This is a genomic window from Microbacterium azadirachtae (assembly GCF_025583665.1).
GTDB classification, from domain to species: Bacteria; Actinomycetota; Actinomycetes; order Actinomycetales; family Microbacteriaceae; genus Microbacterium; species Microbacterium azadirachtae.
The window spans coordinates 1,258,409-1,276,926 of record NZ_CP099706.1; the positions used below are offsets into that span (position 1 = coordinate 1,258,409).

The window sequence follows — 18,518 nt, forward strand, 5'->3', positions numbered from 1 at the left end:
CGCAGCAGGGTGACGCGGACGGTGGTGGCGCTGCTGCTCACCGCCGCCGCCACGACTGTCGCGATCATCGCGATCCGCAGTCTGTCGCACACCTCGGAGGCCGCGGCGCATGCGGTCATCGTGCTGGGCAGCTCCGCCGTCGTCCTGGGCTTCTTCGTCGCGCCGATCCTCGCGGGCTCGGTCGACCAGCTGGATCCACGTCGCTTCGCGGTGTTCGGCGTCGACGACCGACGCCTTCCCGGGATCCTCGCCGTCGCAGCCCTCGTGAGCGTGCCGAGCCTCGCCCTGCTGCTGGTGCAGGGGGCCATCGTCGGCGTCGCGATCTCGTTCGGGACGCCGTGGGCCCTCGCCGTGCTGTCCGGGATCCTCACGCTCGTCACCGCCGTGCTGGCGGCGCGGGTCGGGATGGCGCTCAGCGCGAGGCTGCTGCCGGAGCGCCGCTCCCGCGAGCTCACTTCGCTCTTCGCGCTGGCGGTGATCGTGATCGCCGTGCCGGTGGGCGTGTTCGTCGCTTCGCTCGGCTGGGCCGGTGCCGTGCCCCCGGCGCTGCACTCGGTGGCGGGAGTGCTCGGCATGACGCCGCTCGGCGCCTCCGCGGCGTTCCCGTTCCTGATCGTCTCGGGTCAGACCGGCGCCGCCTGGATCGCCGTCGTCATCGCCGTGCTGACCGCCGCGGGCGTCGCCTGGGGCTGGACCGCACTCGCACACCGTGCGCTGACCACCACGGAACGCCCCACCGCGGTGCGCGAGCGCCCCGGCCTCGGCTGGTTCGGTCTGCTGCCGTCCAACGCCTTCGGGGCCGTGGCCGCGCGCAGCCTGGTGTACTGGCTGCGCGACCGCCGCTACATCATCAACGTCGTGATCGTGCCGATCGCCGGTGTGCTCACCGTCGTCCCGCTGATCGTCGCCGGCGTGCCGCTCGCCCTCGCGGCGGCGCTTCCGGTCGCCGTGATGGCGCTGTTCTTCGGCTGGCTGCCGCACAACGACGTCGCCTACGACTCCACCGCCTTCTGGATCCATGTCGCCAGCGGCGTGCGCGGTCTGCCCGATCGGCTCGGCAGGCTCGTCCCCGTCGTGCTCATCGCGATCCCCACGCTCGCCGTGGCGATCCCCGTGACGCTCGCCGTGATCGGTCGCTGGTCGCTTCTGCCGGCGTTCATCGGCGTGGTCGCCAGCCTGCTGCTCACGGGCCTCGGCCTCGCCAGCGTGACGTCGGTCGTCGCGCCCTACGGTGTCTCCCGCCCCGGGGACAGCCCGTTCCAGCAGCCCCAGCGCTCGCGCGGCGGCGCGCTGGGGCAGGCGAGTGCGCTGATCGGCGCCGTGGTGCTGAGCCTTCCGGCGCTGCTGCTCGCGTGGCAGCCCCTCGTGGACTCCGAGGCGTCGACCGCGCCGGCGTTCTGGGCCGGCATCCTCATCGGGGCGGCGGTCCTCGTCGTCGGCGTGCTCGCCGGCGGGCGGGCGTTCGACCGGCGCGGCGCGGAGCTGATGGAGTTCGTCGAGACGGTCTGACCGGTTCCTCGGATCCGGCGGAGCCCGCGGGCCCGTGCGCGATTAGACTCGCCGTCATGAGTACCCCGCTGGATGCCCCGGATCAGGGCGGCGTCGCCACCCTCGATCGCGAACTCGAGCAGCTCCTCAACGAGGAGCTCCAGGAGCCGGGAGACCACGAGCGGTTCTCCCACTATGTGAAGAAGGAGAAGATCCTCGAGTCCGCCCTCACCGGCAAGCCCGTCCGGGCGCTGTGCGGCAAGAAGTGGACGCCGGGACGCGATCCGGAGAAGTTCCCGGTGTGCCCCACGTGCAAGGAGATCTACGAGTCGATGGCCCGCTGACCCCGCGGGCGGTCTCGGGGACGGGTCCGCTCAGCGGACGTCCTCGAAGACGGTGGGGATCGCCGGATCCGACTTGCTGAGCGCGAGGGCGCGCACCGGCAGCTCCTCGCGCACCCGGAAGTGGTGCTCGCGCGCGGCGATCGTGCCCTCGGGGCCCTCGAACGCGGTGTCGATCTCGCCCTGGTCCACCAGCGTGACCTGCAGGGCGCGCCCGTCGGGGTGCTGTTGGGCGCCGAGCTCCTCGAAGCCGTCCGCCACCAGCACGGTCTCCGACTGCGCGACGCCGTCCGCGAGCACCCGGAAGGCCGCCTTGCGGCCACCCTTCGACGCCTTGTCCGCGGACGCCTTCGCAACGGCGACCCAGCCGCCGTCGGAGCCCTGCCGGGCGACGAGCTTGTAGACCATGCTCGCGGTCGGGTACCCGGATCCGGTGACGACCGAGGTGCCGACCCCGTACGCGTCCACCGGGGACGCGGCGAGCGCGGCGATCGCGTACTCGTCGAGGTCGCTGGTCACGGTGATCTTCGTGCCGGTCGCGCCGAGCTCGTCGAGCTGCGCCCGCACCTCCGCGGCCATGATCGGCAGGTCGCCGGAGTCGATGCGCACGCCGCCGAGCTCTGTGCCCGCCACGCGGATGGCGGTCTCCACGCCCTGGCGGATGTCGTAGGTGTCCACGAGCAGGGTCGTGTCCGTGCCGAGCGCGGCGATCTGCGCCCGGAAGGCGTCCTCCTCGCTGTCGTGGAGCAGCGTCCAGGAGTGCGCGGCGGTGCCCATCGTCGGGATCCCCCAGGTGCGTCCCGCCTCCAGGTTGCTCGTGGCGCCGAAGCCCGCGATGTACGCGGCCCGGGCCGCGGCGACGGCGGAGTCCTCCGCGGCGCGGCGCGAGCCCATCTCCGCCAGGGGGCGCTCGCCGGCGGCGATGCTCATCCGTGAGGCGGCCGTCGCGACGGCCGAGTCGTGGTTCAGCACGCTGAGCGCCAGCGTCTCGAGGATCACGGCGTCGGCGAACGTGCCCTCGACGGTGAGGATGGGGGAGCCGGGGAAGTAGAGCTCGCCCTCGCGATATCCGCGGATGGTGCCGGCGAACCGGTAGCCCTCGAGGTAGCGGAGCGCGTCGGCGTCGACGACCTTCGCGTCGCGGAGGTAGCGCAGCTCGTCGTCGCCGAAGCGGAAGTCGCGCAGCAGCGAGAGCAGGCGTCCGGTCCCCGCCACGACGCCGAAGCGGCGCCCTCCCGACAGGCGGCGGGAGAACAGCTCGAACACGCTCTGCCGCGCGGCGGTGCCGTCGCGGAGCGCGGCCTCCAGCATCGTGAGCTCGTACCGGTCGGTCTTCAGGGCGCTGGACGCGGTCATGGCGATCAGCATACGTGCGCGCGCCCCTCGCAGCGCGCGAGGGCGCGCGCCGACTAGGCTGGATCATCATGAACGACGCGCCGATCGGGATCTTCGACTCCGGAGTCGGCGGTCTCACCGTCGCCCGCGCGATCCGCGCGCAGCTTCCGCGGGAATCGTTCGTCTACATCGGCGACACGGCGCATTCGCCGTATGGGCCCAAGCCCATCGCGGACGTGCGGCGCTATGCGCTCGAGGTGCTCGACACCCTTGTCGACCAGGGCGTGAAGATGCTCGTGATCGCCTGCAACACGGCGTCCTCGGCGATGCTGCGCGACGCTCGCGAACGCTACGACGTGCCGGTCGTGGAGGTGATCGGCCCCGCGGTCCGCCGGGCGATCTCGACCACGCGCAACGGACGGATCGGCGTGATCGGAACGGTCGGGACCATCGGATCCCGCGCCTATCAGGACATGCTCGAGGTCAACGAGAACCTGGCGGTGTTCACGGCGGCATGCCCGCGGTTCGTGGAGTTCGTGGAGGCGGGCATCACCGACAGCCCGGAGGTGCTCCGCGTCGCCGAGGAGTACCTGGCGCCGCTGCGGGACGCGGGCGTCGACACGCTCGTGCTCGGCTGCACCCACTACCCGTTCCTGCGCGGCGCGATCGGCTACGTCATGGGCGAAGGCGTGTCCCTCGTCTCCAGCGACGACGAGACCGCAGGCGATGTGTACCGGCAGCTGGTCCGCGGGGACCTGCTCGCCCCCGCCGACGCGCAGCCCCGCTACGTGTACGAGGCGACGGGCGCCTCGGCCGACGACTTCACCGCCCTCGCCAACCGCCTGATGGGCCAGGAGGTGCGGGGCGTCCGGCTCGTGCAGACCGGCGTCATCGACCTTCCCCACCTCAAGGAGATCCCATGACCGAGCCCACCGTCCGCACCGATGGCCGCAGCGTCGACCAGCTCCGTCCGATCACGATCGAGCGCGGCTGGAGCGCCCAGGCCGAGGGATCCGCGCTGATCAGCTTCGGCAACACCAAGGTGCTGTGCACCGCGTCGTTCACGAACGGCGTGCCGCGCTGGCTCACCGGCAAGGGCAAGGGCTGGGTCACCGCCGAGTACGCGATGCTGCCGCGGGCGACCAACGAGCGCAACGACCGGGAGAGCGTGAAGGGGCGCATCGGCGGCCGCACGCATGAGATCTCCCGACTGATCGGCCGCGCGCTGCGCGCCGTGGTCGACACGAAGGCGCTCGGCGAGAACACGATCGTGATCGACTGCGACGTGCTGCAGGCCGACGGCGGCACACGCACCGCGGCGATCACGGGGGCCTACGTCGCGCTCGCCGATGCGATCGAGTGGGGGCGCCGCAAGAAGTTCATCGGGCAGAAGGCGCAGGTGCTGCACGATTCCGTCGCCGCCGTGTCCGTCGGGATCATCGACGGCGAGCCCATGCTCGACCTCGCCTACGTCGAGGACGTGCGCGCCGAGACCGACATGAACGTCGTGGTCACCGGCCGCGGCCTCTTCGTCGAGGTGCAGGGCACCGCGGAGGGGGCGCCCTTCGACAAGCGCGAGCTGGACGCCCTGCTCGAGCTCGGCGTGAACGGGTGCGCGGATCTGCGCGATCGCCAGCTCGCCGCCCTCGCGGAGGAGCGGGCGTGAGGATCGTCCTCGCCACGCACAACCCGCACAAGGTCTCCGAGTTCGACGGGATCGTCGCGGCGACGCGGCCGGATCTCGAGGTCGTCGGCTACGACGGTCCAGAGCCCGTCGAGGACGGCGTCACGTTCGAGGAGAACGCCCTCATCAAGGCCCGCGCCGCCGCGGCGCACACCGGGCTCGCCGCGCTCGCGGACGACTCTGGGATCGCGGTCGACGTGCTGGGCGGATCGCCCGGCGTGTTCTCGGCGTACTGGGCGGGTCAGCGCAAGGACGCCATCGCGAACCGCGATCTGCTGCTCGACCAGCTGCGCGACATCGCGGATCCGCATCGCGCCGCACGCTTCGTGAGCGTCATCGCCCTGGTGCTGCCCGACGGACGCGAGTGGACCGTGCGGGGGGAGTGGCCGGGGAGGCTCGCCCACGAGGCCGCGGGCGACGGCGGGTTCGGCTACGACCCGGTGTTCGTGCCCGACGGGCAGATCGGCTCCGAGCGCACCGTGGGCGAGTTCACGGCGGAGGAGAAGCAGACGCAGTCGCATCGTGCCCGCGCGTTCGACGCGCTCGTCCCGCTGCTCGCGGAGCTCTGAGGCGCCGGCGGAACCGTGGACGGCTCCGGGACGCACGGGTAGCGTCGGTCGCGTGGACTTCGTGGACGGACGATCCGGCGGAACCGCCCGCCTCTACTACCAATGGCACGGCCCGGAAGGCGACGGACCGCCACTGCTGCTCGTGCACGGCGGCGGATCCACGATCGAGTCGAACTGGGGAGCGCTGATCCCGGAGCTCGCCCGGGAGCGTCGGCTGCTCGCCGTGGAGCTGCAGGGACACGGGCGCACGCCGACGGGATCCGGTCCTGCGTCCTTCGAGCGTTCGGCCGACGACGTCGCCGCCCTGCTGGCGGAGCTCGGTGCGGGCGCAGTGCACGTGCTCGGCTTCAGCAACGGCGGCCAGGTCGCGCTGCAGCTCGCGATCCGGCATCCGCACCGGGTCGCCCGGCTGATCGTCGCGTCCGCGCCGTTCCGCCGGGACGGCATGATCGACGGCTTCTGGGACGCACTCGCGGGCGCGGGATCCGCCGACATGCCGGAGGTCTACCGGGAGGCCGACGTGCTCGTGAGCGGGGAGACGGCGCACGCGGAGCGGATGTTCGTGCTGGACCGCGACCTCATGCTGACCGGCTTCCAGGACTTCCCGGACAAGGCGCTCGCGTCGATCATCGCGCCCACGCTCGTCGTCGCCGGCGACCGGGACGTGATCCGCCGCGACCACGCGGTCGCGCTCGCAGACCGGATCCCCGGCGCCCGGCTGCTCATGCTCCCGGCCGGTCACGGCGACTACCTGGGCGAGGTGTTCGCCGCGGGCGACGACCTGCGCGGCATGCGGCGCACGCTTCCGCTGCTGACAGCGTTCCTCGACGACGCGCACTGAGCGTCGCCGAGCGCGGCGCAAGTGAGAATCATCCCCATTCCCGACTAGGCGAAATCGGCTCCGACCGGGGGATCCTGGCTCTACGCTGGAGGCATGCACGATCACGCCCCCGCCACCGGGATCCGCTCCGCAGGCCACCGTCGCCTGCTCGCGATCTCCTTGACGCTGACGAGCACGATCATGCTGGTGCAGGTGGTCGGAGCGATCCTCAGCGGCTCGCTGGCTCTGCTCGCCGACGCCGCGCACATGTTCACCGACGCATCCGCCCTCGTCATCGCGCTGATCGCGAGCGCCGTCGCCGCCCGCCCTGCCGATGACCGGCGCACCTTCGGCTATCAGCGCGCCGAGGTCTTCGGCGCCCTCGTCAACGCGATCATCCTCATCCTGCTCTCGGCATGGGTGGCCTTCGAGGGGATCGGCCGGCTGCTGCACCCCTCCGAGGTCGAGGTCGCCGGCCCGCTCATGCTGGTCGTCGCCGCCGTCGGTCTCGTCGCGAACGGTGTCTCGATGTGGCTGCTCAGTGCCGCCCAGCGCACCAGCATCAACGTGCGCGGCGCCTATCTGGAGGTCATGGGGGATCTCATCGGATCCGCGATGGTGATCGTCGCGGCGATCGTCATCATCACCACGGGATGGATGCCGGCGGACGCCATCGCCTCGCTCATCATCGCCGCGATGATCATCCCCCGTGCGATCTCGCTGCTGCGCGAGGTGTTCTCGGTGCTCGCCGAGTCGGCGCCCAAGGGCACCGCGGTGAGCGACATCCGCCGGCACCTGCTCGAGTACCCCGGCGTGACCGGCGTGCACGACGTGCACGTGTGGCAGCTCACCCGCGGGGCGCCCGTGTTCACGGCGCACGTCTCGGTGAAGGCCGCGGTGCTCGCGGAGGGCGGCGCATCGGCGCTCCTCGTCCAGATGCAGTCCTGCCTCGCCGAGCACTTCGACGTGGAGCACTCGACGTTCCAGATCGAACCCGACGACAGCGGTTCCGGAGCCGCAGGCGACTGCGAGGCCGTGCACGCCTGAGCGTCAGGACTCGACGACGACCTCGGACGGGCTCTTGTCCGGGCGGAGGCCGCGCCACCGGGCGTGACGCAGCACCCCGTCATCGGTCCAGTTCGCGAACTCGACCTCGCCGACGAGCTCGGGGCGCACCCAGAGCGCGTCGGAGGCGTCGGCGACCGGCACGCCGTCCACGGCCGGGGCGCCGACGCGCAGCGGGTCGAGCCGCGCGCCGAGATCCTGCAGGGCGCGGTCGGTGAAGCCCGTGCCGACGCGGCCCACGTAGCGCAGCCCCGACGGCAGGGCGGCCTCCGGGATCGCGAGCAGGAGGGATCCGATCCGCCCCGTGCGATCGCCCTTGCCGGGCCGGACGCCGACGATCACCACCTCCTGCGCCCGGGTGAGCTTGAGCTTCAGCCAGCGCGGGGAACGTCCTCCCGGCACGTACGGCGAGGCCGGGTCCTTGGCCACCACGCCCTCGAGATCGAGGGCGGAGCTCGTCGCCAGCGCCGCGTCGACGTCGTCGAACACGGGCGGCACGAGCACCGGCGCGTCCAGATCCGCCGCGATCCGCTCGAGCAGCTCGCGGCGATCGCGCAGCGGCAGGGCGGTCAGGTCATGTCCCTCCAGGCGCAGGAGATCGAACAGGTGGTAGCGCACGGGGGTGCGCACCACCTCGCGCTCGATCTCCCGTGCCCGGGTGAGGTGCATGCGGTCCTGAAGGCGGTGGAAGCTGGGACGCCCCAGGGCGTCGAACGCCACGATCTCCCCGTCGACCACGGCCTCGCCGACGTCGAAGCCCGGTGCTCCGTCGGCGGTGAGCTCGGGGTAGCGGTCGGTGATGTCGGTGCCGCTGCGCGCCCTCAGGCGGAAGCGACCCTCTGACCAGGTGCCGATGGCGCGGATCCCGTCCCACTTGATCTCGGCCCAGCCCAGGGCGCGCGCTGTGCCGGCGGTGCCGTGCTCGGCCAGCATCGGGGAGTAGACCGGGACCGTCGCATCGTCGTCCCGCGCCGCGGGCGCCCTGCCCGCCGACGCCCTGCGCCCTCCCGACGACGCGACGATGCGCGGGCGGCTCCGTTCGGCCGGATCCGCGGCGGGAGCCGCCGCCGCCCCGGCGCCCGCCTGCGAGATCGCCGCGAACGGATCCGGATCGCGCTCGGCGCGCGCGAGCACCTCGTCGAACCGCAGCTGACGGATCCCCGGATCCTCCAGTTCCGCCCAGGTGCGCGGTGCCGCCACCCACGGCTCGGGGCGCCCGCGCAGCGAGTACGGGGCGATCGTGGTCTTCTTGCCGTTGTTCTGGCTCCAGTCGAGGAACACCTTGCCCGCGCGGAGCGTCTTCGTCATCACGCTCGTGACGAGCGCGGGATGATCCGCCTCGATCGCGCGGGCCAGCGCGTGCGCGAACGCGGAGATCTCGTCGCTCGTGCGATCACCCGGGAGAGGGGCGTACAGGTGGATGCCCTTGCTGCCGCTCGTCACCGGGACCGGATCCATGCCCATCCCGGTGAGGATGCCCCGCGCGATGAGCGCCACCTCCGCGCACTGCGACAGGGACACCCCGGGTCCGGGATCCAGATCCAGCACGAGGCGGTCGGGGTTGCCGCGCCCGCCGTCGGGGGTGAAGCGCCACTGCGGGATGTGCAGCTCGATCGCGGCGACCTGGGCCATCCACACCAGCGTCGCGACCTCGTCGACCAGCGGGTAGTCCTTCGCGCCCCCGGAGTGCGGGATCTCCAGACGGCGGATCCATCCCGGCGCCCCGGGCTCGAGCTGCTTCGCGAAGAAGGAGCCCTGCGGATCGGCGGCGGTGCCGACGCCCTCGACCCAGCGCTTGCGGGTGACGGGCCGCCCGGCGACGACGGGCAGCAGCAGCGGCGCGATCCGCGCGTAGTAGTCGATCACCTCGCCCTTGGTCGTGCCCGTCTCGGGATACACCACCTTGTCGAGGTTCGTGACGCGCAGACGCCGCTCTCCGATGCGCACGAACTGCGGACCGTCTGCCATGTGGTCACAGTAATGGCAAGCCGGTATCCGTCGCGCGCGCCGGTGGTGTGTACTGGTGCCATGAGGACGATCTGGAAGGGCTCGCTCACCTTCGGCCTGGTCAACGTGCCGGTGAAGGTGTACTCCGCGACGGAGGACCACGACGTCCCGCTGCATCAGGTGCACGACGCCGACGGCGGGCGCATCCGGTACAAGCGGGTGTGCGAGATCTGCGGCCAGACCGTGGCCTACTCCGAGATCGACCGGGCCTACCAGGACGAGTCGCAGACGGTGGTGCTGACGAAGGAGGATCTGGAGTCGCTGCCCGCCGAGCGCAGTCGCGAGATCGACGTCGTGGAGTTCGTCCCCTCGGATCAGGTCGATCTGCTGACCCTCGACAAGGCGTACTACCTGGAGCCGGATTCGAAGTCGCCCAAGGCGTACGTCCTGCTGCGCAAGACCCTCGAGGCCACCGACCGCACCGCGATCGTCCGGTTCACCCTCCGCCAGAAGACGCGACTGGCCGCGCTGCGCGTGCGCGGCGACGTGCTGGTGCTGCAGACGCTGCTGTGGGCCGATGAGGTGCGCGAGGCGGACTTCCCGTCGCTGCACGAGGATGTCACGGTGTCGGACAAGGAGCTCGAGCTGTCCGCATCCCTGGTCGAGGGCTTCTCGGGGGACTTCGACCCTGAGGCGTTCGTGGACGAGTACCAGGTCGAGCTGCGCACGCTCATCGACGCGAAGATCGAGAAGGGCGAGGCGTTCGAGACCGAGGAGACGTTCGCACCCGTGGAGAAGGGCGGCGAGGTCATCGATCTGATGGAGGCGCTGCGCGCGAGCGTCGAGAAGTCGCGCGCCGCCCGCGCCGAGGCGGCCGACGAGGGCGGCTCGAAGCGCGACGCGGGCTGAGCGCGGATCAGATCTCGGGCTCGACCGCCGGGGCGCCCGATGCGGTCTCGAGCTTCGCCTTGCGGCGCTCGCTGAAGTAGTGCCAGGCGGTGACCGCGAGGGTGAGGAGCACGACGCCGAGCAGGATCACGTCGATGTACTTGGTGACGAGATCGCGGATCCACGGGATGTAGGCGATCACGTAGCCGAGCAGCGTCATCCCGAAGCCCCACAGCACGGCCCCGATCAGGTTGTACAGGCTGTACCGCCGCCAGGGCATGTGCCCGACGCCGGCCGCGACCGGGGCGAACGTGCGCACGACGGGGATGAAGCGCGCGAGGATCACCGTCAGGCCGCCGAAACGCTCGAAGAAGTGGTTGGTCCGCTCGACGTTCTTGCGGCTGAACAGCCCGGACTCCTTGCGCTCGAACACGGCGGGTCCGCCCTTGTGCCCGATCAGATAGCCGACCTCGCCGCCGAGGAACGCCGCGAGGGCGATGAGCGCGCAGACGACCCAGATGTTCACGCCGAACACGTCGACGGTGTGCGTGAGCAGCCCGGAGATGATCAGCAGCGTGTCCCCGGGGAGCAGGAAGCCGATGAGCAGCCCGGTCTCGGCGAAGATGATGAACAGCACCACGGCGAGCGCCCAGGGGCCGGCGCCGTGGATGATGACGTTCGGGTCGAGCCAGGGGATGAGGGCGGCGTGATGCACAGGTGGTTTCCGTCCGTGGAGTCGTCGCGGGAGTGTCGCCGAGGTGCCGGCGTGACTGAAGTCTAGAGCGGGCAGGTCTCGTCCGGCTGGGAGAGCCCCTCTTCGAACGAAGAAGCGCCGGGAGGCGACCATGCGGCCGCCTCTCGACGCTTTCGTGCGGAAGGTGGGACTTGAACCCACACGCCCGGAGGCACAGGAACCTAAATCCTGCGTGTCTGCCAGTTTCACCACTCCCGCGGGCGGACCCAGTCTACTGAGACCGGATCCGCCCGACCCGTCCCGCAGGTCAGCCGTGGAACTCGTGCGGGTGCGGGCCCGTGCGGCCGTCGCGGTCGAGCGCGTCGATCGCGGCGAGCTCCGCGTCGTCCAGGTCGAACCCGAACACGTCGAAGTTCTCGGCGATGCGGCTCGGGGTCACCGACTTCGGGATCGCCACGCGCCCCTCCTGCAGGTGCCAGCGGAGCACCACCTGCGCCGGCGTCCGGCCGTGCCGAGCGGCGATCTCCGTGATGGCCGCGTCCTGCAGCACCGCGCCCTGGGCGAGCGGGCTCCACGCCTCGGTCGCCACTCCCGCCGCGGCGTCCGCCGCGATCACGGCCCTGTTCTGGAAGGCGGGGTGCAGCTCGACCTGGTTCACCGCGGGCACGACGGATCCGGTCTCGAGGATGCGCGCGAGGTGCACGGGCTCGAAGTTCGAGACGCCGATCGCACGCACCCGCCCCTGCGCATAGAGCGCCTCGAGGCCGCGCCAGGTGCCGGCGTAGTCGCCGTCGCCGAGCTCGGGCCAGTGGATCAGGTAGAGGTCGAGCGCATCCAGGCCGAGCTTCTCGAGGCTCGCATCGTAGGCCCGCAGGGTCGCGTCGTAGCCCTTCTCAGCGTTCCACGCCTTCGAGGTGACGAAGAGCTCATCGCGGGCGATGCCGGATTCGGCGATCGCACGGCCGACCCCGCGCTCATTGCCGTAGATCGCCGCCGTGTCGATGCTGCGGTATCCGGTCTGCAGGGCGGCCGCGACGGCGGCGGTGGTCTCGTCGTCCGGGACCTGGAAGACGCCGAAGCCGAGCTGGGGCATGGTGACGCCGTTGTTCAGGGTGAGGGTGGGGACGGTCATGTCGTTCGTCTTTCTGTGGTGGTGCGAAGCAGTGAGGTGGGAGCGGGGTCAGCGGGCGGGGACGGCGGCCGTGGTCGTGTGCGCGGGGGCGGAGCCCGTCTTCGCGCTGCGGGCGGTCAGCGCGGCCACGACCATCACGACGAGGGCCAGCGCCGTGATGCCGGCGCCGATCCAGATGGGGGAGGTGTAGCCGAGGCCTGCGGCGATCCCGACGCCGCCGGCCCAGGCGCCCAGGGCGTTGCCGACGTTGAACGCACCGATGTTCGCGCCGGAGGCGAGCGTCGGCGCGGACGCGGCGTAGCCCATGATGCGCGACTGCAGCCCCGGCACGGTGCCGAACCCGAAACCTCCCATGAGGAAGAGGGCGACGACGGTCGCCGGGCCGCTCGCGGCGACGAGCGCGAAGCCCACCAGCACGACGACGAGCGCGGCCACGAACACGATCAGGGTGCCGTCGATCGATCGATCGGCGGCCTTGCCGCCGGCCCAGTTGCCGAGGAACAGCCCCACGCCGAACAGCACGAGCAACCACGGCACCATGCTCGACGCGAAGCCGCTGACCTCGGTGAGCGTGTAGGCGATGTAGGTGAAGGCGCCGAACATGCCGCCGTAGGCGAGCACGGTCACGATCAGGGACAGCCACACCTGGCCGGAGCGGAACGCGCCGAGCTCGTCGCGCAGGCGGGTCGGGGCGATGTCGTGGGTCGCCGGCACGAGCAGGGCGATGCCGACGAACGCCAGCACGCCGATGACGGCGATGGCCCAGAACGTGGCGCGCCAGCCCAGCTGCTGGCCGAGGAAGGTGCCGAACGGCACGCCGAGCACGTTCGCCGCGGTGAGGCCGGTGAACATGATGGCGATCGCGCCGGCCTTCTTCGCGGCGGGCACGAGGGAGGCGGCCAGCACGGATCCGATGCCGAAGAACGCGCCGTGGGTGAGGGCGGCGACGATGCGGCCCACCATGGCGAGCCCGTAGCCGGGGGCGAGGGCGGTGAGCGCGTTGCCGATGATGAAGAGGACGATGAGGCCGAGCAGCACGGGCTTGCGGGGGAGGCGCGTGGTGGCGGCCGTGAGGAACAGTGCGCCGACCACGACGCTCAGCGCGTAGCCGGAGATGAGCCAGCCGGCAGCGGCCTCGGTGACGCCGAAGTCGGCGGCCACCTCGGGCAGCAGGCCCATGATGACGAACTCCGTGAGGCCGATTCCGAAGGCGCCGAGGGCGAGGGCGATCAGGCCGAGAGGCATGGGGGAACTCCTGGTACAGTGAGATAGTTGCAGACGCGGGTTTTTGCGTCGGTGATCACAATACTTGCACGCGCAAATAAAAAGCGCAAGCAACTACTTCTGGAGGATCCATGGGCATCGCCGATGACGCCGTCGAGATCCGCGCCCGCGGATGGCGCACGATGGCCGCACTGCACGCCATGATCGAGGCGGAGTTGGAACGCGCCCTGTCCGCCGAGGCGGGGCTCTCGGTCGTCGAGTACACCGTGCTGGAGGCGCTGAGCCGTCAGGACGGCTGGCACATGCGGATGCAGCAGCTCGCCCGTGCCGCCGCGCTCAGCCCGAGCGCGACCACGCGACTGGTGAACAGGCTCGAGGACCGCGGGCTGCTGACCCGGATCCTCTGCGCCGACGACCGCCGGGGGATCTACACCGAGCTCACCGCGAGCGGCCAGAAGCTGTACGAGCGCGCCCGGCCGGTGCACGACGAGACGCTGGAGCGCGTGCTCTCCGACGCCGCCGAGCAGCCCGAGCTGCTGCCGATGGTGGACGCCCTGCACGACGTCGCCCGCGTGGGCTGACCGCCCTCCTCCGCGGCCCGAGACCCGGGCTGTGGATAACTTCCGAGCCCGGATCCCGGATCCTGCGACGATGCGGGGATGAGCCTCAGCACCGCCGCCGTCACCGAGAGGGTGCGTGCGCGGCTGCGCGCCGACCGCACGGACCCGTCCGTGCATCCCGAGGAAGCGCACCGCATCGCGCAGTTCGAGGTGCGTCGGCACAACGATCAGGCGCTCGCCCCGGGGCACGGCCACGATCGATGACGAGGCGGCCTGCGTGCGCGGCATCCTCGCCGGGGTCGCGGGGTACGGTCCGCTGCAGCCGCTGCTCGACGACGACACGGTCGAGGAGATCTGGCTGAACGGGCCGGCACACGTGTTCGTGGCGCGGGACGGGCGCAGCGAGCGGGTGCCGCTCGCGCTGACCGAGGCGCAGCTCCGCGACACGGTCGAGCGCATGCTGCACGCCGCGGGCCGTCGCGTCGACCTCGGTCAGCCGTTCGTGGATGCCTCCCTGCCGGACGGGTCCCGTCTGCACGTCGCCATCGCCGATGCTGGCAGAGCGCAATATCGACTTGCGCACTATTCGGGCCGAATCAAACGCGTCGATCCGTTTCAAGGGCGCGACGATGACCGGGATCCGCATCGGGTACGCGCGCTGTTCGACGGCTGAGCAAGACGTTGAAGTACAACGACAAGCGTTGGTGGCGCTCGGAGTCGAGCTGGAGCGTGTCTACGTAGATCATGGGCTGTCGGGCACGAATCGCGACCGACCAGCTCTGAACCAGGCGCTTGCAGCTTCCCGGCAGGGCGACATCTTCATTGTCACAAAACTCGATCGATTGGCGAGATCGGTGCGCGATGCGAGAGACATCGTGGACACGCTGACCAGTCGGGGAGTCACACTCCAGATCGGCGCCTCGGTCCACGACCCGGATGACCCGGTAGGGCGACTGCTGCTGAACGTTTTGGCCATGGTTGCCGAGTTCGAGTCTGACCTCATCCGCGCGAGAACTCGCGAAGGTATGGCGCTTGCGCGTGCCAAGGGAAGGTTGAAGGGGCGGAAGCCCAAACTCACCACGCGTCAGGCTGCTCTCTTGAGGGAACTCCACGCGGCTGGCCAGCACAGTTCGGCCGAACTAGCCGAGCTGTTCGGTATCTCACGAGCGACGGTCTATCGAACACTCAGGGCGAACCCTGAAATTTAGCCCCGCGTTGATCTTGCGCGAAGTGGATCGTCAGGGAGCAGTCGCGAGGGCGCGATTCCCAGGGCGCCGGCTAGGTCATAGAGACGCTCAAAGCTGACTCCGCGGGTGCCGTGCTCGACGTGGATCAGCATGTTGCGCGTCACGCCTGACTCGAGGGCAAGCGCCTCTTGCGTGAGCCCTGCCTGGATCCGTGCCTCACGAACGGCGGCCCCGACGAGCTTGCGCGCCTGCCGCCATGCCTCTTGTTGCTCGGGGGTCGTACTCGAGCGCGAAACAGGCATGAATCAATTCGCGCGGAGTTGCGCGTGAATGTCTGCCCAACTACTTGTGCATCTGGCGCACTGACTGTAGTTCTTGACGGGATGTCAAAGCTCCGGCGGCGAGCCCTGCCCGATTACCTACAGAACTTGTCCGATCAGCTGGCGGTAGCGGCGAGAAGCATCAACGAGATGTCATCGTCCGAGCGGGAAGCGGCGGTGGATGCGTCCGGTGCGGGCGCCGACGAACCTCTGACAGAGCGAGGCTTCATGGAGGCCGATGTGTCGCCGGACGTGGACAGCGGTCACGGCGGGGCGAGGTCGAGTCTCGTCCGTTGGGAAGGGAATGAGGATCTCCGGGACGCCATCGTGAGCTACGCGAGGCGCGAGAGGTACTCGATTCATGCGGTCTTACTCGCGTCGCTACGCCGAGGCTTAGATGAGATCCGTCTTCGCTCAGCAGAGCACCCAGGATCAGCCCCGCTGTCGGGGGACGGCGCGGGTACCAGAATGCTATGGTCCCGGGAATCGAAAGGTCACAAGGTGGTCATAGAACTCAATGCGCGTGCATTCCGGGACAGCGACGGATCATGGACCATTCAGATTCCGCAACTCACGTCGATGACGCCTCGCGGCACGACGATCGTCGCGACGGGGAGCGCGCCCAACCGTCGTGCGATTGAGAAGGCAGCCACGGAGCTCGCCTCGGCTTGGATCGGAGTTGAGATGTCAGAGGTGGTAGTGAATGTGACCGTAGAGGACCCACAGCGCTGGCTTGGTCGTTGAGGCGGCCATAGGCGTCTCTGCCTCAAGAACAGAATGTCTGACAGCGCCCGTCTCTAGCGACGGCCTAGTGATACCAGAAACGCGTCATTGCAGCATCGACGATCCGGGTGCAAGCCGCGTAGTGTTTCTCAGCCCGCTCGACCATCGCCAAGACCTCCTTGTACGTCACCGGGGGATGAGCGAGCAGGTCTTGGACCACTGGACTGTCTTGTCGGATGTCCAGTCGATGCCTGTTCAGCTGCTGACTGGGTGTAGGCGCGAACAAGGCTCGAACTGCGTACGGCTGCACAAGTTCAGCGGCCCGGTGTGCCGCCTGCCACTCTGCCAGGTCTGCCTTGAGTGTGTCTTCCACCAAGTAGCGACTGATGCTGTGCCTCAGGAAGCCATCGAACCGGGGGGCGGCTCCGTGCAATTCGGCGGCGGCCTTCGAGAGCTCGTGAAGGTCACGCAGTTCATCGCTGTCCAACACTTCGGCCCAGCTGCCTAGGGGAACGTCTTTGATCAGTTCGCGAAGGTTGTCAGTGCGCCGGGCGAACTCCGCGAGCGTTGAACCCATTACACGTCGGTCCCATGGATCGAGGAGCAGCGCACCGACTCTGGGGCGCAAGGCCTCCCATCGCAGCTCGATCTCGCGCCGCTCCCGCTTCTGAGCCGCGCGAGACTGAGTCCACGCGAGAATGGCGCCGACCACTAGGCCAGTGAACAGACCAACGATCAGGTCCGGGACAAAGGAGTCCCAGTCGATGCTGATGTGGATTGGCGGTGCCGCAGGTAGCGGCGACGGGGTGGGCGTCATGCGCCGAATACTAGCCGCGAGACCCGACTGGGCTGAGACGAGTTGATACCTACCTGTGCGGAGCCGCGGTCATGCGGAACTAACGCAGGTCGTGGAATGGGTCGACGATCCCCTGCAGCCCGTGTTCAGGGCAGACGAACCCGATCCGCATCCCCAGCCCATCGGCAGCTATCGCGTTCGGGTAGCAGTCGCCACCGCACTCGACGCATGAGCGATAACTCTCGTCCGTCGGAACCCTGATCTCTATGCCGTCCGGCGTCTCGAACTTGTCGAAGTCCATGGACTGAGTCTGCCGCAGCAGACCGCGGAGAGGATGACGCTGCATCGCTGTGGCGTTCGACTTGGTTGTCTCTCATGACGTGCCGTCACCGGGCCTGACCAAGGGGCGGGTCTATTGAGACACGCCATGTCGCGGGAAAACCGCGTCCGACGTCGTGCCCCCAGCTGTCTCGTTGGGCGAACGTCTATTGACACAGCTTCAGTCCGACTCCGATAGCCTTCGAGGCATGCGGCTCCCGGGCTGCAGGCCGATGTGGAACTGGACGAGGTGAGTCAATGCAGGTCGAGCAAAGTCAACTGGAGCTCGAGACAATCGTGCGCCGTGTCCGCGACCGAGAGTGGGACCTACAGCCTGACTTCCAGCGAGGCGAGGTGTGGGACAACCGGCGACGTCAACGTCTAGTGGATACGATCCTCCGGTCGTGGTACGTGCCGGCAGTTCACCTAGTCGTGACTGAGGACAATCGTGAGCTCGTGCTGGATGGCCAGCAGCGGCTTGCCGCGATCCGCGACTTCTGCAACGACGGAATCAAGATCGATGGGACGCTGAAACCAGAGGACGAGCGAATCGCTAGCCTCCACGGGCTGAAATATTCGCAGCTCCCGGAGGCGGTTCGAAAGCAGGTGAACAGGTTCTTCGTGACGGTCGTGAAGCTCACCGACTTTGAGCCTTCCGAGCCGAACGAACTGTTCTTCCGTCTCAATCAGTCGTACAACCTCACCCCCGCGGAGAAGCGAAACGCCCTGTTTGGCCCGGCCCAGATCCAAATTCGAGACCTCGTCAGACATCTCGCTGAGATCGGCTTGCTTGCGCCGGAGCGCATCGGCTTCAGTAACGGTCGCCTGGCCTACGACGACATCATCTCGAGAGCGTGCGTCGTCTTGGAGAGGGACACTCTCCGGGAGCACGTCAACAACACGAGCGTTGAAGAGTTCTACCGGAACCGGGAGTTCGAGAGCTCCACGTTGGACAGGATCGAGTCAGCAGGGCGCGAGCTCCTGTCACAGATCGAGGCGGTAGACGGGTCACGGGTGAAGTTCAACAAGGGCACCCTCCAGACTTGGCTTCTCTACTGCTCGTGGGCAACCGAACTCTCGCCCCTTGCGCCAACGCTGCTGGCGCAATTCGAGGCCACCCGTGCTGCGGTCAAGGCTGGCGAGGAAGTGCCTCGTTACATCGGGCCGGGAGTTGCCCAAATGGTGCGTCTGTACGACGATCGAGCGTCGTACCGCGTGACCGATGTCAGTTCCGTCTTGATCCGGGACCTTGCGATTCACCTGTTTGCTGAGCATCTTTTCGATGCTCCGTCCTACCGCCAGTCGAGCCTGCTGCTTGAGCAACTGTCGCTAGAACCGGAAGCAGCTATGCGTCTAACAAACGAGTTCCTCACGCGAATCGACTGGGGGACGACGCTCGACCCGCGGAGGCGGGTGTGAGAGAGGCG

The 18,518-nt window shown here is 69.2% G+C and carries 22 protein-coding genes and 1 tRNA gene; 14 read left to right on the forward strand and 9 right to left on the reverse strand.

Features of this window, described 5'->3' with window-relative positions; all coding sequences use genetic code 11:
• Positions 1–9 precede the first annotated feature (9 nt).
• Together NFX31_RS05925 and NFX31_RS05930 are read left to right on the forward strand one after the other, a co-directional pair.
• Positions 10–1,509, forward strand: coding sequence for a hypothetical protein (locus tag NFX31_RS05925; RefSeq protein WP_262956985.1), 1,500 nt, complete (start codon positions 10–12; stop codon positions 1,507–1,509).
• Between the two features lie 56 nt (positions 1,510–1,565).
• Positions 1,566–1,832 (forward strand): DUF3039 domain-containing protein, encoded by a 267-nt coding sequence (locus NFX31_RS05930; protein ID WP_045249880.1) that lies wholly within the window; start codon positions 1,566–1,568, stop codon positions 1,830–1,832.
• Positions 1,833–1,862: 30 nt separating this feature from the next.
• Here the strand turns inward: NFX31_RS05930 and NFX31_RS05935 are convergent, their stop codons facing one another.
• Entirely contained in the window at positions 1,863–3,185 is a 1,323-nt protein-coding gene (locus NFX31_RS05935; RefSeq protein WP_045249892.1) for a nicotinate phosphoribosyltransferase, read from the reverse strand.
• Between the two features lie 68 nt (positions 3,186–3,253).
• Between NFX31_RS05935 and murI the strand changes: the two genes are divergently transcribed.
• The 5 genes from murI to NFX31_RS05960 all read left to right on the forward strand — a co-directional run bounded on the left by murI (position 3,254) and on the right by NFX31_RS05960 (position 7,284).
• On the forward strand, positions 3,254–4,087 hold the full coding sequence (gene murI / locus NFX31_RS05940; protein WP_045249879.1) for a glutamate racemase: 834 nt from the start codon (positions 3,254–3,256) through the stop codon (positions 4,085–4,087).
• Positions 4,084–4,830, forward strand: coding sequence for a ribonuclease PH (gene rph, locus NFX31_RS05945; protein WP_045249878.1), 747 nt, complete (start codon positions 4,084–4,086; stop codon positions 4,828–4,830). The genes murI and rph overlap by 4 nt, the downstream gene beginning before the upstream one ends.
• A complete protein-coding gene (gene rdgB, locus NFX31_RS05950) occupies positions 4,827–5,417 on the forward strand; it encodes an RdgB/HAM1 family non-canonical purine NTP pyrophosphatase (protein WP_262956986.1) in 591 nt (196 codons plus the stop codon). The genes rph and rdgB overlap by 4 nt, the downstream gene beginning before the upstream one ends.
• Before the next feature lie 52 nt (positions 5,418–5,469).
• Entirely contained in the window at positions 5,470–6,258 is a 789-nt protein-coding gene (locus NFX31_RS05955; RefSeq protein WP_262956987.1) for an alpha/beta fold hydrolase, read from the forward strand.
• A 93-nt stretch (positions 6,259–6,351) separates the two neighbouring features.
• Positions 6,352–7,284, forward strand: a complete 933-nt coding sequence (locus NFX31_RS05960; RefSeq protein ID WP_045249876.1) for a cation diffusion facilitator family transporter — start codon at positions 6,352–6,354, stop codon at positions 7,282–7,284.
• A 3-nt stretch (positions 7,285–7,287) separates the two neighbouring features.
• On the opposite strand, the gene ligD is transcribed toward NFX31_RS05960, so the two are convergent.
• A complete protein-coding gene (gene ligD / locus NFX31_RS05965) occupies positions 7,288–9,270 on the reverse strand; it encodes a non-homologous end-joining DNA ligase (protein WP_262956988.1) in 1,983 nt (660 codons plus the stop codon).
• A 60-nt stretch (positions 9,271–9,330) separates the two neighbouring features.
• Here ligD and ku point away from each other — a divergent pair, with 60 nt between their 5' ends.
• Entirely contained in the window at positions 9,331–10,158 is an 828-nt protein-coding gene (gene ku, locus NFX31_RS05970) for a non-homologous end joining protein Ku (RefSeq protein ID WP_045249874.1), read from the forward strand.
• Positions 10,159–10,165: 7 nt separating this feature from the next.
• On the opposite strand, the gene NFX31_RS05975 is transcribed toward ku, so the two are convergent.
• The 4 genes from NFX31_RS05975 to NFX31_RS05990 all read right to left on the reverse strand — a co-directional run bounded on the left by NFX31_RS05975 (position 10,166) and on the right by NFX31_RS05990 (position 13,208).
• Positions 10,166–10,852, reverse strand: a complete 687-nt coding sequence (locus NFX31_RS05975; RefSeq protein WP_045249873.1) for a DedA family protein — start codon at positions 10,850–10,852, stop codon at positions 10,166–10,168.
• Positions 10,853–11,007: 155 nt separating this feature from the next.
• Positions 11,008–11,089, reverse strand: a tRNA-Leu gene (locus NFX31_RS05980).
• A gap of 49 nt (positions 11,090–11,138) precedes the next feature.
• Positions 11,139–11,963 carry an aldo/keto reductase gene (locus tag NFX31_RS05985; RefSeq protein ID WP_262956989.1) on the reverse strand — a complete coding sequence of 275 codons (825 nt, stop codon included), beginning with the start codon at positions 11,961–11,963 and terminating at the stop codon, positions 11,139–11,141.
• Between the two features lie 48 nt (positions 11,964–12,011).
• The gene (locus NFX31_RS05990) at positions 12,012–13,208 is read right to left on the reverse strand and encodes an MFS transporter (protein WP_045249871.1); all 1,197 of its coding nucleotides are present in this window, start codon (positions 13,206–13,208) and stop codon (positions 12,012–12,014) included.
• 110 nt (positions 13,209–13,318) lie between these two features.
• Here NFX31_RS05990 and NFX31_RS05995 point away from each other — a divergent pair, with 110 nt between their 5' ends.
• The 4 genes from NFX31_RS05995 to NFX31_RS06010 all read left to right on the forward strand — a co-directional run bounded on the left by NFX31_RS05995 (position 13,319) and on the right by NFX31_RS06010 (position 14,955).
• A complete protein-coding gene (locus tag NFX31_RS05995; protein WP_045249870.1) occupies positions 13,319–13,768 on the forward strand; it encodes a MarR family winged helix-turn-helix transcriptional regulator in 450 nt (149 codons plus the stop codon).
• A gap of 78 nt (positions 13,769–13,846) precedes the next feature.
• A complete protein-coding gene (locus NFX31_RS17505) occupies positions 13,847–14,011 on the forward strand; it encodes a hypothetical protein (RefSeq protein ID WP_262956990.1) in 165 nt (54 codons plus the stop codon).
• Positions 14,012–14,024: 13 nt separating this feature from the next.
• A complete protein-coding gene (locus NFX31_RS17510) occupies positions 14,025–14,420 on the forward strand; it encodes an ATPase, T2SS/T4P/T4SS family (protein ID WP_420847427.1) in 396 nt (131 codons plus the stop codon).
• Positions 14,377–14,955 (forward strand): recombinase family protein, encoded by a 579-nt coding sequence (locus NFX31_RS06010; protein WP_262956991.1) that lies wholly within the window; start codon positions 14,377–14,379, stop codon positions 14,953–14,955. Before NFX31_RS17510 ends, NFX31_RS06010 begins: the two co-directional genes overlap by 44 nt.
• Here the strand turns inward: NFX31_RS06010 and NFX31_RS17515 are convergent.
• On the reverse strand, positions 14,952–15,236 hold the full coding sequence (locus NFX31_RS17515; RefSeq protein WP_420847428.1) for a helix-turn-helix domain-containing protein: 285 nt from the start codon (positions 15,234–15,236) through the stop codon (positions 14,952–14,954). The genes NFX31_RS06010 and NFX31_RS17515 overlap by 4 nt on opposite strands.
• Positions 15,237–15,317: 81 nt before the next feature.
• Between NFX31_RS17515 and NFX31_RS06015 the strand changes: the two genes are divergently transcribed.
• The gene (locus NFX31_RS06015; protein ID WP_262956992.1) at positions 15,318–15,998 is read left to right on the forward strand and encodes a hypothetical protein; all 681 of its coding nucleotides are present in this window, start codon (positions 15,318–15,320) and stop codon (positions 15,996–15,998) included.
• Between the two features lie 64 nt (positions 15,999–16,062).
• Here the strand turns inward: NFX31_RS06015 and NFX31_RS06020 are convergent, their stop codons facing one another.
• Both NFX31_RS06020 and NFX31_RS06025 read right to left on the reverse strand, forming a co-directional pair.
• Positions 16,063–16,794 (reverse strand): hypothetical protein, encoded by a 732-nt coding sequence (locus tag NFX31_RS06020; protein WP_262956993.1) that lies wholly within the window; start codon positions 16,792–16,794, stop codon positions 16,063–16,065.
• 79 nt (positions 16,795–16,873) lie between these two features.
• On the reverse strand, positions 16,874–17,074 hold the full coding sequence (locus NFX31_RS06025; RefSeq protein ID WP_262956994.1) for a hypothetical protein: 201 nt from the start codon (positions 17,072–17,074) through the stop codon (positions 16,874–16,876).
• A 275-nt stretch (positions 17,075–17,349) separates the two neighbouring features.
• Here NFX31_RS06025 and NFX31_RS06030 point away from each other — a divergent pair, with 275 nt between their 5' ends.
• Positions 17,350–18,510: a DUF262 domain-containing protein gene (locus NFX31_RS06030; protein WP_262956995.1), complete on the forward strand. Its 1,161-nt coding sequence runs from the start codon at positions 17,350–17,352 to the stop codon at positions 18,508–18,510.
• Positions 18,511–18,518: the final 8 nt, after the last annotated feature.

Bases quoted from the DNA above. Each gene is read 5' to 3' on its own strand.
- NFX31_RS05935 (WP_045249892.1), bottom strand. From the start codon at position 3,185: ATGACCGCGTCCAGCGCCCTGAAGACCGACCGGTACGAGCTCACGATG.
- murI (WP_045249879.1), top strand. From the start codon at position 3,254: ATGAACGACGCGCCGATCGGGATCTTCGACTCCGGAGTCGGCGGTCTC.
- NFX31_RS05930 (WP_045249880.1), top strand. From the start codon at position 1,566: ATGAGTACCCCGCTGGATGCCCCGGATCAGGGCGGCGTCGCCACCCTC.
- NFX31_RS06015 (WP_262956992.1), top strand. From the start codon at position 15,318: ATGTCAAAGCTCCGGCGGCGAGCCCTGCCCGATTACCTACAGAACTTG.
- NFX31_RS17505 (WP_262956990.1), top strand. From the start codon at position 13,847: ATGAGCCTCAGCACCGCCGCCGTCACCGAGAGGGTGCGTGCGCGGCTG.
- ligD (WP_262956988.1), bottom strand. From the start codon at position 9,270: ATGGCAGACGGTCCGCAGTTCGTGCGCATCGGAGAGCGGCGTCTGCGC.
- NFX31_RS17515 (WP_420847428.1), bottom strand. From the start codon at position 15,236: ATGCCTGTTTCGCGCTCGAGTACGACCCCCGAGCAACAAGAGGCATGG.
- ku (WP_045249874.1), top strand. From the start codon at position 9,331: ATGAGGACGATCTGGAAGGGCTCGCTCACCTTCGGCCTGGTCAACGTG.
- NFX31_RS05985 (WP_262956989.1), bottom strand. From the start codon at position 11,963: ATGACCGTCCCCACCCTCACCCTGAACAACGGCGTCACCATGCCCCAG.
- NFX31_RS05990 (WP_045249871.1), bottom strand. From the start codon at position 13,208: ATGCCTCTCGGCCTGATCGCCCTCGCCCTCGGCGCCTTCGGAATCGGC.
- NFX31_RS05995 (WP_045249870.1), top strand. From the start codon at position 13,319: ATGGGCATCGCCGATGACGCCGTCGAGATCCGCGCCCGCGGATGGCGC.
- NFX31_RS06025 (WP_262956994.1), bottom strand. From the start codon at position 17,074: ATGGACTTCGACAAGTTCGAGACGCCGGACGGCATAGAGATCAGGGTT.
- NFX31_RS06020 (WP_262956993.1), bottom strand. From the start codon at position 16,794: ATGACGCCCACCCCGTCGCCGCTACCTGCGGCACCGCCAATCCACATC.
- rph (WP_045249878.1), top strand. From the start codon at position 4,084: ATGACCGAGCCCACCGTCCGCACCGATGGCCGCAGCGTCGACCAGCTC.
- NFX31_RS05960 (WP_045249876.1), top strand. From the start codon at position 6,352: ATGCACGATCACGCCCCCGCCACCGGGATCCGCTCCGCAGGCCACCGT.
- NFX31_RS06010 (WP_262956991.1), top strand. From the start codon at position 14,377: ATGACCGGGATCCGCATCGGGTACGCGCGCTGTTCGACGGCTGAGCAA.
- NFX31_RS06030 (WP_262956995.1), top strand. From the start codon at position 17,350: ATGCAGGTCGAGCAAAGTCAACTGGAGCTCGAGACAATCGTGCGCCGT.